The organism is Escherichia sp. MR (assembly GCF_005280595.1).
Taxonomy (GTDB): domain Bacteria; phylum Pseudomonadota; class Gammaproteobacteria; order Enterobacterales; family Enterobacteriaceae; genus Escherichia; species Escherichia ruysiae.
This window is the reverse complement of sequence record NZ_SZVK01000012.1, coordinates 56720-72336: the sequence shown is the minus strand read 5'-3', so window position 1 is coordinate 72336 and position 15617 is coordinate 56720. Positions and strand designations below refer to the sequence as shown.

General features: G+C 50.1%; 15 protein-coding genes. 9 read left to right on the top strand and 6 right to left on the bottom strand.

All coding sequences use genetic code 11. The annotated features are described in order from the left end of the window. The first annotated feature begins 95 nt into the window (after positions 1-95). Positions 96-1595: an inorganic phosphate transporter PitB gene (gene pitB, locus FC814_RS07710; RefSeq protein ID WP_000933309.1), complete on the top strand. Its 1500-nt coding sequence runs from the start codon at positions 96-98 to the stop codon at positions 1593-1595. Between the two features lie 48 nt (positions 1596-1643). Here the strand turns inward: pitB and FC814_RS07705 are convergent, their stop codons facing one another. Further along, complete coding sequence (locus FC814_RS07705) at positions 1644-2336, bottom strand: dTMP kinase (protein ID WP_001190761.1); 693 nt, start codon at positions 2334-2336, stop codon at positions 1644-1646. 173 nt (positions 2337-2509) lie between these two features. On the opposite strand from FC814_RS07705, the gene FC814_RS07700 reads away from it, so the two are divergent. Genes FC814_RS07700 through lptG form a run of 7 tightly spaced genes read left to right on the top strand, consistent with a single transcriptional unit; the run spans position 2510 to position 8978 of the window. Continuing rightward, entirely contained in the window at positions 2510-3223 is a 714-nt protein-coding gene (locus FC814_RS07700) for a dTMP kinase (RefSeq protein WP_137325771.1), read from the top strand. A 31-nt stretch (positions 3224-3254) separates the two neighbouring features. Then, entirely contained in the window at positions 3255-4013 is a 759-nt protein-coding gene (locus FC814_RS07695; RefSeq protein ID WP_137325779.1) for a hypothetical protein, read from the top strand. Positions 4014-4058: 45 nt separating this feature from the next. After that, a complete protein-coding gene (locus FC814_RS07690; RefSeq protein ID WP_137325770.1) occupies positions 4059-5408 on the top strand; it encodes a lipopolysaccharide biosynthesis protein in 1350 nt (449 codons plus the stop codon). Then, positions 5408-6244 carry a hypothetical protein gene (locus FC814_RS07685; RefSeq protein WP_137325769.1) on the top strand — a complete coding sequence of 279 codons (837 nt, stop codon included), beginning with the start codon at positions 5408-5410 and terminating at the stop codon, positions 6242-6244. Before FC814_RS07690 ends, FC814_RS07685 begins: the two co-directional genes overlap by 1 nt. Then, positions 6244-6801, top strand: coding sequence for a YtfJ family protein (locus FC814_RS07680; RefSeq protein WP_137325768.1), 558 nt, complete (start codon positions 6244-6246; stop codon positions 6799-6801). The genes FC814_RS07685 and FC814_RS07680 overlap by 1 nt, the downstream gene beginning before the upstream one ends. Before the next feature lie 30 nt (positions 6802-6831). Next, positions 6832-7902, top strand: a complete 1071-nt coding sequence (lptF, locus tag FC814_RS07675; protein ID WP_000779663.1) for an LPS export ABC transporter permease LptF — start codon at positions 6832-6834, stop codon at positions 7900-7902. Further along, a complete protein-coding gene (gene lptG / locus FC814_RS07670; RefSeq protein WP_137325767.1) occupies positions 7899-8978 on the top strand; it encodes an LPS export ABC transporter permease LptG in 1080 nt (359 codons plus the stop codon). The genes lptF and lptG overlap by 4 nt, the downstream gene beginning before the upstream one ends. Before the next feature lie 34 nt (positions 8979-9012). Here lptG and FC814_RS07665 read toward each other — a convergent pair whose 3' ends face one another. The 4 genes from FC814_RS07665 to FC814_RS07650 are packed head-to-tail and all read right to left on the bottom strand — an operon-like array spanning position 9013 to position 13097. Continuing rightward, positions 9013-10185: an aminotransferase class I/II-fold pyridoxal phosphate-dependent enzyme gene (locus FC814_RS07665; protein ID WP_137325766.1), complete on the bottom strand. Its 1173-nt coding sequence runs from the start codon at positions 10183-10185 to the stop codon at positions 9013-9015. After that, positions 10185-10433 carry an acyl carrier protein gene (locus FC814_RS07660; protein ID WP_000248097.1) on the bottom strand — a complete coding sequence of 83 codons (249 nt, stop codon included), beginning with the start codon at positions 10431-10433 and terminating at the stop codon, positions 10185-10187. Before FC814_RS07660 ends, FC814_RS07665 begins: the two co-directional genes overlap by 1 nt. A gap of 31 nt (positions 10434-10464) precedes the next feature. Beyond that, positions 10465-11379: an NAD(P)-dependent oxidoreductase gene (locus FC814_RS07655; RefSeq protein WP_137325765.1), complete on the bottom strand. Its 915-nt coding sequence runs from the start codon at positions 11377-11379 to the stop codon at positions 10465-10467. Then, entirely contained in the window at positions 11376-13097 is a 1722-nt protein-coding gene (locus FC814_RS07650) for a fatty acyl-AMP ligase (RefSeq protein ID WP_301546359.1), read from the bottom strand. Before FC814_RS07650 ends, FC814_RS07655 begins: the two co-directional genes overlap by 4 nt. A gap of 379 nt (positions 13098-13476) precedes the next feature. Here FC814_RS07650 and yghO point away from each other — a divergent pair, with 379 nt between their 5' ends. Beyond that, the gene (yghO, locus tag FC814_RS07645) at positions 13477-14601 is read left to right on the top strand and encodes a protein YghO (protein WP_137325763.1); all 1125 of its coding nucleotides are present in this window, start codon (positions 13477-13479) and stop codon (positions 14599-14601) included. Positions 14602-14683: 82 nt separating this feature from the next. Here yghO and glcC read toward each other — a convergent pair whose 3' ends face one another. Further along, a complete protein-coding gene (glcC, locus tag FC814_RS07640) occupies positions 14684-15448 on the bottom strand; it encodes a transcriptional regulator GlcC (RefSeq protein ID WP_038808944.1) in 765 nt (254 codons plus the stop codon). Between the last annotated feature and the right edge of the window lie 169 nt (positions 15449-15617).

Sequence of the window (15617 nt, the reverse complement as noted above, 5' to 3'; positions counted from 1 at the left end):
TTTTTATCGTTAAAAATGATATTTCACTTTGCCCGCGCCGTGAAAGTCACTGATAATGCCTCCGTTCGTAAATTCAAAATGGCGTAATCTAATATATGCTAAATTTATTTGTTGGCCTTGATATATATACGGGGCTTTTGTTATTACTTGCTCTGGCATTTGTGTTGTTCTACGAAGCAATCAATGGTTTTCATGACACGGCAAATGCGGTGGCAACCGTTATTTATACCCGAGCCATGCAACCACAACTTGCTGTGGTGATGGCGGCATTTTTTAACTTTTTTGGCGTATTGCTTGGCGGACTTAGCGTCGCCTATGCCATCGTCCATATGTTGCCAACCGATTTGCTGCTGAATATGGGGTCAACCCACGGTCTGGCGATGGTCTTTTCCATGCTGCTGGCGGCGATTATCTGGAATCTGGGAACGTGGTTTTTTGGTTTACCGGCCTCCAGTTCGCATACTTTAATTGGCGCGATTATCGGCATCGGTTTAACTAATGCGATGTTAACCGGCTCATCGGTGATGGACGCGTTAAATCTGCGTGAAGTGACCAAGATTTTCTCCTCACTGATTGTCTCCCCAATTGTGGGGCTGGTGATTGCGGGAGGACTGATTTTCCTGCTGCGTCGCTTCTGGAGCGGCACGAAAAAGCGTGACCGTATTCACCGCATTCCTGAAGATCGCAAAAAGAAAAAAGGCAAACGTAAACCGCCATTCTGGACGCGTATTGCACTGATTGTTTCCGCTGCGGGCGTGGCGTTTTCGCATGGTGCGAACGATGGACAAAAAGGGATCGGTCTGGTGATGCTGGTGCTGGTGGGAATTGCGCCCGCCGGGTTTGTCGTCAATATGAACGCTTCCGGCTATGAAATTACCCGTACCCGCGATGCTGTCACTAACTTTGAACATTATCTGCAACAGCATCCTGAATTGCCGCAGAAATTGATTACGATGGAACCCCCGCTGCCTGCGACTCAGACGGATGGCACACAAGTGACGGAGTTTCACTGTCATCCGGCAAATACCTTTGATGCCATCGCGCGCGTTAAAACGATGTTGCCGGGCAATATGGAAAGCTATGAGCCGTTAAACGTGACTCAGCGCAGTCAGCTGCGCCGCATTATGCTTTGCATCTCTGATACTTCCGCGAAGCTGGCGAAACTGCCAGGCGTCAGTAAAGAAGACCAGAACCTGCTGAAAAAACTGCGCAGCGATATGTTAAGTACCATTGAATACGCTCCGGTGTGGATCATTATGGCGGTGGCACTGGCGCTGGGTATTGGCACCATGATTGGCTGGCGTCGTGTGGCGATGACCATCGGTGAGAAGATTGGTAAGCGTGGCATGACGTATGCGCAAGGCATGGCGGCGCAGATGACGGCGGCGGTATCTATTGGCCTTGCCAGTTATATTGGGATGCCAGTTTCCACAACACACGTACTTTCTTCGGCGGTAGCAGGGACGATGGTCGTGGATGGTGGAGGCTTACAGCGTAAAACGGTAACCAGCATCCTGATGGCGTGGGTGTTTACCTTACCGGCGGCGATTTTTCTGTCTGGTAGTTTGTACTGGATAGCATTGCAGTTGATTTAACCTTCCTGAAAATGCCCGGTACTGGCGATCGGGCATTTTCATCTCTGATTAGTGATAACCCCGTGCTGTCATAAAATCCGTAATTGCTTTTTCTGCGTCAACCAGTACCTGTTCCAGCGGCTGGTTGGCATCGATATCAACCAGTTGTGCTCCGCCAAAGGTTAACTGTGGCGTTATGGCAATCTTCCTTGCCAGCGATTCCCGTTTATGGTCGGGTTTACGCGCGCAGGCAACTTCAAGGTCAACATTGAGTTTGATAACCAAATCAGGCTTATGACTTGCCATCCAGTGAAACGCTTTACGTTCCTGGCTTGCCAGCCATGAGACAAAACGACCGCCTTTAACGTTAGGTGGAAACACCGTACCATCGTAAGCGCCAGGAATTTGGTTCTGCGGAAAACGGTCGGTTAAAACAATTAACCCGCGACGACGACAGGCGAGCATATGACGAAAGCGCAGTAAGCGACGGGCAACAAACGCCGTTATTACCAGCGCCGGAACCGGCCCCGGTAATTTTTTTGCCGTTTTCACTTCATTTTTTTCAATGGTTTTATGCAGGGATTTTCCCATCAACGGTAGTTTTGTCACCGCGCGTCCGACATTCCCTGCCTGTTTTCCAAGATGAACTCTTTCGGCGGCACCATATTTTTCGACAACGGTAATAAGATGTTCACACACCGTTGACTTGCCTGAACCATCGCTACCAATAACGGCAATTAATGGAGGGGTTATTGACTGCATGAATATATCCTTAAATTTAAATATCCACCCAAAATATTTATTTGATTAATATGTTTTTATGAAAGTGTAATTCAGGTCAATACCACAATTAACCATTGTCACAATAAGATTGAGCAGATATTCTGAGCACGGACCACGTAATATTCAATACATTATTTGCTGCCGGGTTTTTCGTGAATCAACGTAATATGTCAATAATTAATTCCACGCCAGTGCGTGTTATTGCCATTGTGGGGTGTGATGGTTCAGGTAAATCGACTCTCACAGCAAGTCTGGTGAATGAACTGGCAACAAAAATGCCAACAGAACACATTTATCTCGGGCAGTCTTCCGGGAGAATTGGCGAATGGATATCACAGCTCCCCATTATTGGTGCACCTTTTGGGGGTTATCTGCGGGGTAAAGCGGCACATGTGCATGAAAAGCCGTCAACGCCGCCTGGCAATATTACCGCACTGGTTATTTATTTGCTTTCCTGCTGGCGAGCCTACAAGTTTCGCAAAATGTTGCGTAAAAGCCAGCAGGGCTATCTGTTGATTACCGACCGTTACCCACAGGTCGAAGTGCCAGGTTTTCGCTTTGATGGTCCGCAACTGGCAAAAACCTCTGGCGGTAACGGCTGGATAAAAATGTTAAGGCAACGCGAACTGAAACTGTACCAGTGGATGGCATCTTATTTGCCTGTGTTATTGATTCGTCTTGCTATTGATGAACAGACGGCATTTTCCCGCAAACCCGATCATCAACTGGCGGCGTTACAGGAAAAAATCGCCGTTACGCCACAACTGACGTTCAATGGCGCAAAGATACTGGAACTGGACGGGCGACAACCTGCTGATGACATCCTGCAAGCCTCATTATGCGCGATTCACGCCGCGCTTTTCTGATCACCAAAATGGATAAGGGATGATTGAACGAATGGATGCACTACAAACGCAAACTGTTAACAGTACAACCGCGCCGCAACCCAACTACATTCCAGGGCTGATTGCGGTGGTCGGGTGCGATGGCACCGGTAAATCTACGCTAACCACCGATTTGGTTAAATCGCTGCAACAACACTGGCAAACTGAGCGTCGTTATCTGGGGCTGCTATCCGGCGAAGACGGCGACAAAATTAAACGCTTGCCGCTCGTTGGCGTCTGGCTGGAACGGCGTCTGGCGGCCAAATCCTCGAAAACCCAAAGCATGAAAACCAAATCTCCGGCGCTATGGGCGGCGTTGATTATGTATTGCTTCTCGCTGCGAAGAATGACGAATCTGCGCAAGGTTCAGCGGCTGGCGCAAAGTGGCGTTCTGGTGGTCAGCGATCGCTTTCCGCAGGCTGAAATTTCCGGTTTTTATTATGACGGACCGGGGATTGGCGTCGAACGTGCCAGCGGCAAAATCAACTTGTTTCTGGCGCAGCGCGAGCGACGCTTATATCAACAAATGGCGCAATATCGTCCTGAATTAATTATTCGTCTGGGCATTGATATTGATACTGCCATCTCCCGCAAGCCAGATCACGACTATGCCGAGTTGCAGGACAAAATCGGCGTCATGTCGAAGATTGGCTATAACGGCACAAAAATTCTTGAGATTGATTCCAGAGCGCCCTACAGCGAAGTGCTGGAACAGGCGCAGAAAGCGGTTTCTCTGGTTGCCATCGTTTCTGACCGCCGAAGTTTAACTTAAGGCTGGCGGGCTATTTTTCATTATCAACGATAAGGTCTGGCTGAATTGGCGGGTTTTAACATCAAACATTGGTTTGCAGATGGAGCCTTTCGCACCATTATTCGCAATAGCGCCTGGTTAGGCTCCAGCAATGTCGTGAGCGCCTTGCTGGGCTTACTGGCGCTCTCGTGCGCTGGTAAAGGGATGACGCCAGCGATGTTTGGCGTACTGGTGATTGTGCTATCGTATGCCAAGTCGATCAGCGATTTTATTAAGTTTCAGACATGGCAGTTGGTAGTGCAGTACGGAACGCCAGCCTTAACCAACAATAATCCCCAACAATTTCGCAATGTCGTCTCGTTTTCCTTTTCGCTGGATATCGTCAGCGGCGCGGTGGCGATTGTCGGCGGCATTGCCTTACTGCCATTTCTTTCTCACTCATTAGGTCTGGATGACCAAAGTTTTTGGCTGGCGGCGCTCTATTGCACGCTCATTCCTTCAATGGCTTCCTCCACGCCGACCGGCATTCTGCGTGCGGTAGATCGCTTCGATTTGATTGCTGTACAGCAGGCGACGAAGCCTTTTCTGCGCGCAGCGGGGAGCGTAATCGCCTGGTATTTTGACTTTGGTTTTGCGGGGTTTGTTATAGCCTGGTACGCCTCAAATCTGGTTGGAGGCACCATGTACTGGTGGTTTGCTGCGCGCGAATTGCGCCGCAGAAATATCCATAACGCGTTTAAATTGAATCTGTTCGAGTCTGCCCGACACATCAAAGGGGCGTGGAGTTTTGTCTGGTCAACCAACATTGCCCACTCCATCTGGTCGGCGCGTAACTCGTGCAGCACAGTGCTGGTGGGGATTGTGTTGGGGCCAGCCGCAGCCGGGTTATTTAAAATTGCCATGACATTCTTCGACGCAGCCGGGACGCCGGCGGGTTTGCTGGGTAAAAGTTTTTATCCAGAAGTAATGCGCTTAGATCCGCGCACTGCCAGACCGTGGTTGTTAGGCGTGAAGTCAGGGTTACTGGCTGGCGGAATCGGTGTTCTGGTGGCGCTCGCGGTGCTAATCGTCGGCAAGCCGCTCATTTCGCTGGTATTTGGCGTCAAATATCTCGAAGCATATGACCTGATCCAGGTGATGCTTGGCGCGATTGTTATTTCGATGCTGGGCTTCCCGCAGGAGTCATTGCTATTGATGGCGGGTAAACAGCGAGCCTTCCTCGTGGCGCAAACCATCGCTTCAATCGGCTACATCGTTTTGCTGTTCATGTTTTGTCATCTGTTTGGCGTGCTGGGAGCAGCGTTTGCTTATTTCGGCGGTCAATGTCTGGACGTGGCGCTCTCACTAATTCCGACCTTAAAGGCGTTCTTTCAGCGCCATTCATTGCTTTATAACGCAGCCGGAGAGAAATCCTGATGATGAGAAAATATTTCCCGCTTGAGGCGAGCGAGCGTTTATTTGTTGCGATTGAGGAAGATGATGTTGTTGACGCGCAGGTCAGTTTGCCGCCGACAATCGCCCTGGGTTGTACCGCCGAAATCATCCATGATAATTACGCGTTATGCCTGCAATTCTGGCTAAATGGCGTTGATCATAAGGAGTTGCTGCGTTTAATCCATAAACAAGCCAAAGGCGAGGGACTTACGGCTGACGAGCGCAAACAATTTAAATACATGCGAGCGCGCTATAAGCATTTACGTTTTGCTCAACGGTTGTATTTAAAGAAGCATCAGGCCGGATTTTTATTCGGCAAAACGACGGTATGTCTGGGCCATTTTCAGGATGGTTTTCGTAACGGTAAGAAAAATATCGTGTCGTATTACGGTAACCTGTTACGGATTTATTTAAGCTCTCCGGTCTGGCCGTTAGTGAACTGGTCATTACGCCATAGCCAGTTAGAAAGCGTGAACGGTTTTATTGCCTATCGGCAAAAGCAAATGCATATCCTGAAAGAGATTATTGCCAAACCGCGACTAACCGGCAGGGAATTTCATGATGTGCGAAAAATCATCAGTCAGCAGGTTTCTTATTACGACACCCTAAGATCGCTTGATCCTGAAAATAAAGAGGCGTTACAGATTTCTCGCTTCCTCGCTGCCATTAATGGTCTGATGGGGGATAAGCACGACGACATGGTGGCGGATGATATGGAAAACCGCCGGTCATATGACGCACCGGTGGCGCTGGATAGCGATATTCGCCAGCGTTTAGAGCTGCTTATCTCGCGTTTTCCGCTATATCCGGAGCAATAATGCCATCTCGTCGGATTGTCGCTCTGATTATCGCACTCTTAGCACCAGGCACGGCGGCGCATAATTTCATCAATGGGAAGCAGGTTACGCCTGTTTATATCCAGGAAGGCGGCGAGCTACTGCTTAATAACGACGAAATTCACTACCAAAAGTGGAACAGTACGCAACTGAAGGGAAAAGTCCGCATTATCCAGTATATCGCCGGGCGCAAGTCGGCAAAGAAAAAGAACTCACTGTTAATCAAAGCAGTAGAAGTGGCGAACTTTCCGCAGGATCGTTTTCAGCCCACCACCATTGTGAATACCGATGATGCTATCTTTGGTACAGGCTATTTTGTGAGCGGTAAAATCGAGAAAAATAAACGCCGCTATCCATGGGCGCAATTCGTTATTGACGGCAATGGTCTGGGACGCGTTGCCTGGCTATTACCGGAGCAGAGTTCAACCATTCTGGTATTGAATAAAGCCGGGCAAATTCAGTGGGCAAAGGACGGCAGCCTGACGCCGGAAGAGGTAGATCATGTTATTGCGCTGGCGCAGAAGCTGATCAATGAATAAAAAACTCAAAGGATTGAGGGCGTTAGTGAGATGAAGCTGGTTGAACATTACATCATGCGCGGTACGCGCCGTCTGGTGCTGATTATCGTCGGTTTTCTGATCTTTATTTTCGCCAGCTATTCCGCACAGCGTTATCTGACCGAAGCGGCAAATGGCACTTTAGCTCTCAACGTTGTGCTGGATATCGTTTTCTACAAGGTGCTGATTGCACTGGAGATGTTGTTACCGGTTGGCCTGTATGTGTCGGTTGGCGTGACGCTTGGGCAGATGTATACCGACTCAGAAATTACCGCAATTTCTGCGGCGGGAGGCAGCCCGGCGCGTTTGTATAAAGCTGTTCTTTACCTTGCAATACCGTTAAGTATTTTTGTCACCGTTTTGTCGATGTATGGTCGGCCGTGGGCTTATGCGCAGATTTATCAACTGGAGCAACAGTCGCAGTCGGAGTTGGATGTCCGCCAGCTACGGGCAAAGAAATTTAATACTAACGATAATGGGCGGATGATCCTCTCGCAGACGGTTGATCAAGACAATAATCGCCTGACTGACGCGCTGATATACACTTCTACAGCCAATCGAACCCGCATTTTTCGTGCCCGCTCCGTTGATGTTATCGATCCCTCTCCGGACAAACCGACCGTCATGTTGCATAACGGCACAGCCTATCTTCTCGATCATCAGGGCAATGACGACAACGAACAGATCTACCGCAATCTACAATTACATCTGAATCCGCTGGATCAAAGCCCTAACGTCAAACGCAAAGCGAAATCGGTCACGGAGCTGGCGCATTCTGTATTTCCTGCCGATCATGCCGAATTGCAATGGCGACAAAGCCGTGGCGTGACTGCGTTGTTAATGGCATTGATGGCTATCTCTTTAAGTCGGGTAAAACCACGGCAGGGGCGATTTTCTACCTTATTGCCTTTAACGTTACTGTTTATTGCCATTTTTTATGGCGGAGACGTTTGCCGCACTCTGGTGGCAAACGGTGCAATTCCTGTTATCCCTGGTTTGTGGTTAGTGCCTGGACTGATGTTGACTGGTTTGTTGGTGCTGGTTGCTCGCGACTTCTCTTTACTGCAGAAATTTTCCCGATGAATGTCTTCAGTCGCTATTTAATCCGTCACCTGTTTCTCGGTTTTGCCGCTGCCGCAGGGCTACTGCTACCGCTTTTTACCACCTTCAACCTGATTAACGAGCTGGATGATGTCAGCCCTGGCGGTTATCGCTGGACTCAGGCGGTGCTGGTGGTGGTGATGACCCTGCCGCGCACACTGGTCGATCTTGCGCCGTTTATCGCGTTATTAGGGGGGATTGTCGGTCTCGGGCAGTTATCGAAAAACAGTGAACTTACCGCCATTCGCAGCACGGGATTTTCCATTTTCCGTATCGCGCTGGTGGCGCTGGTCGCCGGAATGCTGTGGACAGTCTCGTTAGGCGCGATTGATGAGTGGGTAGCGTCGCCATTGCAGCAACAGGCGATGCAAATCAAATCGACCGCCACCGCGTTAGGGGTAGACGATGACATCACCGGCAACATGTTGTGGGCCAGACGTGACAATGAATTTGTGACGGTGAAATCGCTGAATGAACAGGGCCAGCCGGTAGGTGTGGAGATATTTCATTACCGCGACGATCTGTCACTCGAATCTTACATTTACGCGCGCAGCGCCACCATCGAAGATGATAAAACGTGGCTCCTGCACGGTGTGAATCATAAAAAATGGCTTAACGGCAAAGAAACGCTGGAAACATTAGATAATCTGCCGTGGCAATCGGCATTCACCAGTATGAATCTCGAAGAGTTATCGATGCCGGGTAATAGCTTTTCTGTCCGCCAGCTCAACCATTACATCCATTATTTGCAGGCAACCGGGCAACCGAGCAGTGAATATCGTCTGGCACTGTGGGAAAAGCTGGGACACCCCATCTTAACTCTGGCGATGATTTTACTGGCTGTGCCCTTTACCTTTAGCGCCCCGCGTTCGCCGGGAATGGGCAGCCGTCTTGCTGTGGGCGTCATCGTTGGCTTACTTACCTGGATTAGCTATCAAATCATAGTCAACCTGGGATTGTTATTTGCGTTGAGCGCCCCCGTTACTGCGCTCGGTTTACCAATCGCATTTGTGCTGGTGGCGTTGAGTCTGGTGTATTGGTATGACAGACAACACTAAACCCGCCGTGGCGTAATACCACGACGGGTTAACATTACTGTTTCAGCGTGGCGAACGCCTGAATGATGGCATCAATTTGTTCGCGACTGTGCGCAGCATTTACGCTACAGCGCAGCAGCGTAATGCCTGCCGGCGCGGCAGGTGGCAGGATAAGATTCACATATACGCCCAGTGAGATAAGCTCGCGCCAGATGCGTAGCCCTTCCTCTTTCGAACCGATTATCACTGGCACTACCGGGCTAATATGCGAGCTTAGCTCGTAACCCAATTTTTGCAGACCGTCATACAGATGGTTGGCGTTATCCATCAATTTTTGCCGCAACTCTGGTTGTGTGGCAATGGTTCTTAACGACGAGCGCACGGTCGCAATGCAGGAAGGAGAAGGGGAGGCGGTAAAAATATACGGGCGGCTGCCGTAGCGCAGCACTTCCATCGCTTCCGAGCCTACGGCAAAACCGCCGATAGAGGCCAGACTCTTACTGAAGGTGCCAACGATAATATCAACATCGTCCTCAACGCCAACGGCCTCAACCAGCCCGCGCCCCGTTGCGCCTAACACGCCAAACGAATGAGCTTCATCGACAATCAAATAACCGCCGAGACGACGTTTGATATCAACAATTTCCGCCAGCGGTGCAACGTCGCCGAGCATACTGTAGATGCCCTCAACGATGATAATCGCCTCTTTCGCCCGTTCGCCGAGGCGAATCATGCGACGTTCCAGATCGTTGGCGTCGTTATGGCGAAAACGAATAATTTCCGCGCCGCCGAGAGAGCAGGCATCATAAATACTGGCGTGGCTGTCGGCATCCAGCAACACTACGGCGTTATGGTCGGCAAGTGCGCTGATGACGCCTAAATTCGCGGTATAACCGGTTGAAAAAACGATAGCGGAAGGGCGATTGAAAAACTCGGCGATCTCTTTCTCTAACGCCAGATGCGGCGCATAGCTGCCATTAGCCATTCGAGAACCGGTGGTGCCGGTGCCTTGGGCCGCTAACGCTGCCTGACCTTCGGCGATGGCCTCGTTATTGAAGGTTAAACCGAGATAATTATTGGTTCCGGCCAGGATCACTTTTTTATTGCCGATACGCCCTTCGGTGGCGGAATAGACTTCATCAATACAGGTGCCAAACGGTGTTAAACCGTTATCACTAAATTGCAGTCGCTCGCCAGCAAGACGCGCATATTTATCGTATAGCCCCATTATTTATTCTCCAGCCATGGAAGTAGTGTTTCCATTAATTGCGCAGGGGTTTTGACATCCAGCAGAATATTAATAGGAATGGAAATATCGAATCTGTCTTCCAGCATCATTAAGAGATCCATCACCTTGATCGACTCCAGGCCAAGATCGTTGACGAGATCGCTGTCGGGCTTAATTTCCACACCGTTTTCGACCAAATCCTGTAAACAGGAAAGGATGTAATCCATTACTATTTCACGATTTACCATAGAAACGTTAACACACCTTTAAACAAGACAATCAAAATAGCCCGTTGCGTAATGCGTGTTCCAGGCTAATCCCGGGAAACCAATTAATATCTTCAGAAATACGGTTATTACTTGCCGACCAGTCGGCATGGGTTAATTCACGAATTTTTGAGCGCGTCAGCATTGGCTCTTTACCAGACAGACGACTTAATGTTGTGCTGATATCCGCAAGGCAGGTGAGCAACGGTAGAGGAATGCCGACCATCCGCACGGAACCACGACGGGCGGCAGCAGCAAGCTGTTGTACGCGTTGCCAGTCATAGCCGCCGGGGACGCCATCGCATAACTCATACGTTTGCGTTGGTACAGTTTCGGCGCTTAACCACTGGCCTACAGCTTGCGCGAAATCGGTAACGTGCAGGAAAGAGAGTTGTGTATCTGGCGCACCAAGTCGTGGCAGCAGGCCGCGCAGCATCCAGTCAAACAGCGGTTTTAGCTCTTTATCGCCGGGGCCATAGACTGCTGTCGGACGAAAAATTCCCAGCGTTATTTCGTCAGCCATTGCGATAAGCCGTTGTTCGGCGACGTGTTTGGATTTTGCATACCAGGAGAGTCCAGGATGGCGCGCCGCCAGCGAAGAGATAAACAGAAAACGTTGGCAAAAGCCGCTCTCTTTTGCCGCTTGCATCAGGCGCAGGCTGCCGTCAACGTTACAGCGGGTAAAAATCTCTTCTTTGTGCCCGCGCACTTGCCCGGCACAATGAACCACCGCACTGGCACCGGCAACCAGCTCGCTAAGCGAATGCGTGTCTTCCAGCGAACCACGCACCCAGATGAGGTTATCGCTGACGTGAGCGCGGGCAGTACGCGTCAACGCGCGAACATGAAAGCCGCGAACGAGCAGGTTATCGATAATATATTTACCAATAAACCCGGTAGCACCCGTCACCGCGACTGTTTGGCTCATACGAGAGATTCCTGCACTGGGGGATTAGCGGCGACGGCCTTCTGATAACGTTTTTTCGCTTCCGCGTGGGCGGGTTTGCCGGAAGACGTGCGGGGAATACTGTGGGGCGGTAACAGATCGATAGCCGCTGTCACGCCAAACTCGCTTTGTATCCGCGCCGCCAGCGAGTGGATAAGCTGCCTGCGACGTTCTTCGTCACTAATCCGACACTGGATCTGCAAAATGATTTTTTCCTGGGCGGTAACAAACGCAATGGCATCGCCAGAGTGGATTTCCGGCTCCTGCTCCGCCAGGTACTCAATATCCTGCGGCCAGATATTGCGGCCACGAATAATAATCAGATCTTTAATGCGCCCGGTGACATACAAATAACCGTTCAGCAGATAGCCGAGGTCGCCGGTATCTAACCAGCCCGTCGCGGCAATCTCGTCTTGCGAAACCTGGTCGCCAAAGTACCCGCTCATCAGGCTGGGGCCGGAGATGCAAATATGGCCTACTACACGTTCCGCAACCGGCATACCTGATTCATTGCGGATTTCAATGCCATGTTCCGGCAATGCTTTACCGCAGTTGACGAAAGTCGATACGGCGCGTGTTTCAGCACCCGGCGTAACAGCTTTACCCTGATATTCGAGGATGTCGCGATCCACTTCGTTAACTACAACGCCGGAGGTTTCGTCAGAAAAACTGACGGCAAGCGCGTTCTCTGCCAGCCCGTAGCATGGCATGAAAGTTTTATCGTCAAAGTTAGCCTGACGGAAACATTCAGCAAATTGATGGAGTTGCTCTGCGGAGATTGGCTCAGCGCCAATACCGGCGACGCGCCAGCAGGAGAGATCCAGTTCAGAGAGATCTTTTTCATTCACACGGCGCTGGCACAGTTCATAGCCAAACGGTGGCGCAACGGAAACGGTGCCGCGATTTTTGCTGATCAATTTAAGCCATTGCTGCGGGCGCATGGCGAAATCCTGAGTGCGCAAGTAATCCACTGAAAGCTGCGTGGCGACGGGGGTCAGGAGAAAGCCGACCAGTCCCATATCATGGTAGAAAGGCAGCCAGGAGACGCAGCGGTCGCCAGGGCGTAATTTAATGCCATCGTGGCTGATAGCACGTAGATTGGCCATCACTTCGCGATGAGTAATGATGACGCCACGAGGAAAACGGGTGCTGCCGGAGGTGTACTGGAGGTAGGCGATATCGTCTGGAACGGGATGCTGGAGCGTAACGTCGGCTTCCGGCAAGGATTTAAACCAGGCATGGCTTAACACATGCAACTCAGGGTTGTCATGCGTCGCGGCATTGACTAACGGTAACCACTCATCGCCGGTGATAATCGCGGCAGGCTGACAGCTTGCCAGTAAGCCCTGCAATTTGGCGCTCCAGGAATCTCGCTGACCGACCCCCATCGGAATCGCCAACGGGACGGCGACTAACCCGGCATACTGGCAGGCAAAAAATGCTTCGACAAACCCGCTACTGGTTTCGGCAATCAGCGCCACGCGATCGCCTTTTTTCAGGTTCAGCGATAATAACCGCTTTGCGCCTGCTTCGGCATGTGCTTTTAAATTGTGATATTCCAGTTCATCTTCAAGCTGGCAACGTCTGTCATAAAAGTTCATTCCGGCGCGGCCCAGAGCGGCATAATCCAAAGCATCAACCAGCGTTGGAAAATCGGCATAGCGCATAGGCAGGGAATACGTAAAAATTTTATTAGACATATACACCACGAGAAAATTGGATATCAAAAATAAAATGACAATAATGCGGTGGATTATATATGCATAAAAGATAAATGAGATAGTATTTTCACGGGTGCGATATTGAACATTGATTTAAATAATGATTTTAACTTTTTTTGTTTTTATTGTGAATAATATTTGATTTGTGAATATATTAAGCAAATGGCCTGTCTGGCCGCATTAAGCACTAAATATTAATATTTTTCAGATAATGTAGGTGATGGTTTTATCGCAATAATTAAAAGCAGTATTTTATATTCATCGGATGGATTATTTAGATGCCAAACATCTCGGTTATTGTCCGTATTCCCTCCGTTAATTATTTGTTAGCCATTGAGGTAGGGAATGCGAGCCGCTGATGATTAAAATTGAAAAAGTAATAAATAAACATGACCTTAAGGCATTTATCGCTTTTCCGTCATCACTTTATCCCGATGATCCAAACTGGATCCCTCCTTTATTCATTGAACGCAGCGAGCATTTGTCAGAGAAGAATCCGGGGACGAAGCATATTATCTGGCAGGCGTGGGTGGCAAAAAAAGCGGGGCAGATACTCGGGCGCATTACCGCGCAAATCGATACCTTGCACCGTGAGCGTTACGGTGAAGATACTGGTCATTTCGGTATGATTGATGCCATTGATGATCCGCAGGTTTTTGCCGCTTTATTTGGCGCAGCGGAAGCGTGGTTGAAGTCACAAGGCGCGCGCAACATCAGCGGACCTTTCAGCCTGAATATCAATCAGGAAAGCGGATTACTGATTGAAGGTTTTGATACACCGCCATGCGCGATGATGCCGCACGGTAAACCGTGGTATGCCGCGCATATTGAACAATTGGGTTATCGCAAAGGCATTGATCTACTGGCGTGGTGGATGCAGCGAACCGATCTCACTTTTTCTCCGGCGCTAAAAAAACTGATGGAGCAGGTACGCAAGAAGGTGACCATTCGCTGCATCAATCGTCAGCGGTTTGCCGAAGAGATGCAGATCCTGCGTGAGATTTTCAACTCTGGCTGGCAGCACAACTGGGGATTTGTGCCGTTTACCGAACATGAATTCGCGACCATGGGCGACCAACTTAAATATCTGGTGCCGGACGATATGATCTACATCGCTGAGATTGATTCTGCACCCTGCGCGTTTATTGTCGGCTTACCGAACATCAACGAGGCGATTGCCGATCTGAATGGATCGCTCTTTCCCTTCGGCTGGGCAAAATTGCTGTGGCGCTTAAAAGTCAGCGGTGTGCGAACTGCGCGAGTACCGCTGATGGGCGTGCGGGACGAGTATCAGTTCAGCCGCATCGGCCCGGTGATTGCGTTGTTATTGATTGAAGCCTTACGCGATCCGTTTGCCCGCCGGAAGATCGATGCGCTGGAGATGTCATGGATCCTCGAAACCAATACAGGCATGAATAACATGCTGGAACGCATTGGGGCGGAGCCGTATAAACGTTACCGATTGTATGAAAAGCACATTTAATACCAGCTCCCATTAAGCGCAGGGGCGATCCCCTCGCCCCTCGAGGAGAGGGTTAGGGTGAGGAGGAAAACTCGGCTCACATTCACCCCGGATTCATCTCCAGCGGCACCGCCGAGCGAATCAAGTGGTGGCCTTCCAGCTCGATATCGTGGAGATTCTTTTTTACGGTCATCACGTGATCGCGGGCGGCGCGCTGGGCGACATGCGGCAACCGTTGTAAAACCGCGTTATAGATCCGCGCATGTTGGCGATCGATCTGTTTCTTCTGCTGTGGTCGATGATAGAGATTATTCACGCTGGCAAACACCGAATTAAACATCAGGTCGGTCAATGATTGCAGAGTAAATACCAGCACCTGATTGTGGGAAGCCTGACAAATCGCCCGATGAAAAGCGTGATCCAACTGCGCATGTTCGATCAGCGAAATCTCTTTGTTGTTCTCACTGGCGGCGAGCATTTTTTCATAGCAGCGGGTTATCACAACAAAATCAGCCTGCGTTCCCAGCGTTGCCGCCAGCCTTGCCGATTCGCCCTCCAGTAATGCGCGAACATCGAGCAGATCGTACAGCGTTCGCGGTTGCGTACTGAACAGATGGATCAGCGGACTGGTGTCCTGCACCCGATTAAGCCGTGCGACACGAGAATCGCGACCCTGCGCCGTTTCAATAATCCCGCGCCCGCGCAGCACGGTCAGTCCTTCACGCAGTGCGGAGCGTGAGAAGCCGAGCTTTTCACACAGTCGGCGCTCTGAAGGAAGCGGCTGCCCAACCTTCAACACGCCGTCGATAATCAACCGTTCGATACTCTCTGCAACCACTTCGCAAATAGGGCGACGCTCATCTTTCATTCCCGGACCTCGTGCACAGGTAGGACCAATTTTTCTGTTCTTAATTCGCAAAACACGCACATCACGTAAGTGATTATGTTACATCAATTTAACATTAAGTTAACCAATGCAAGGTCACAGAGCTGGAAAAAAAATGGTCTGACCGGTAGCTAAAGAGATAGACGAAAAC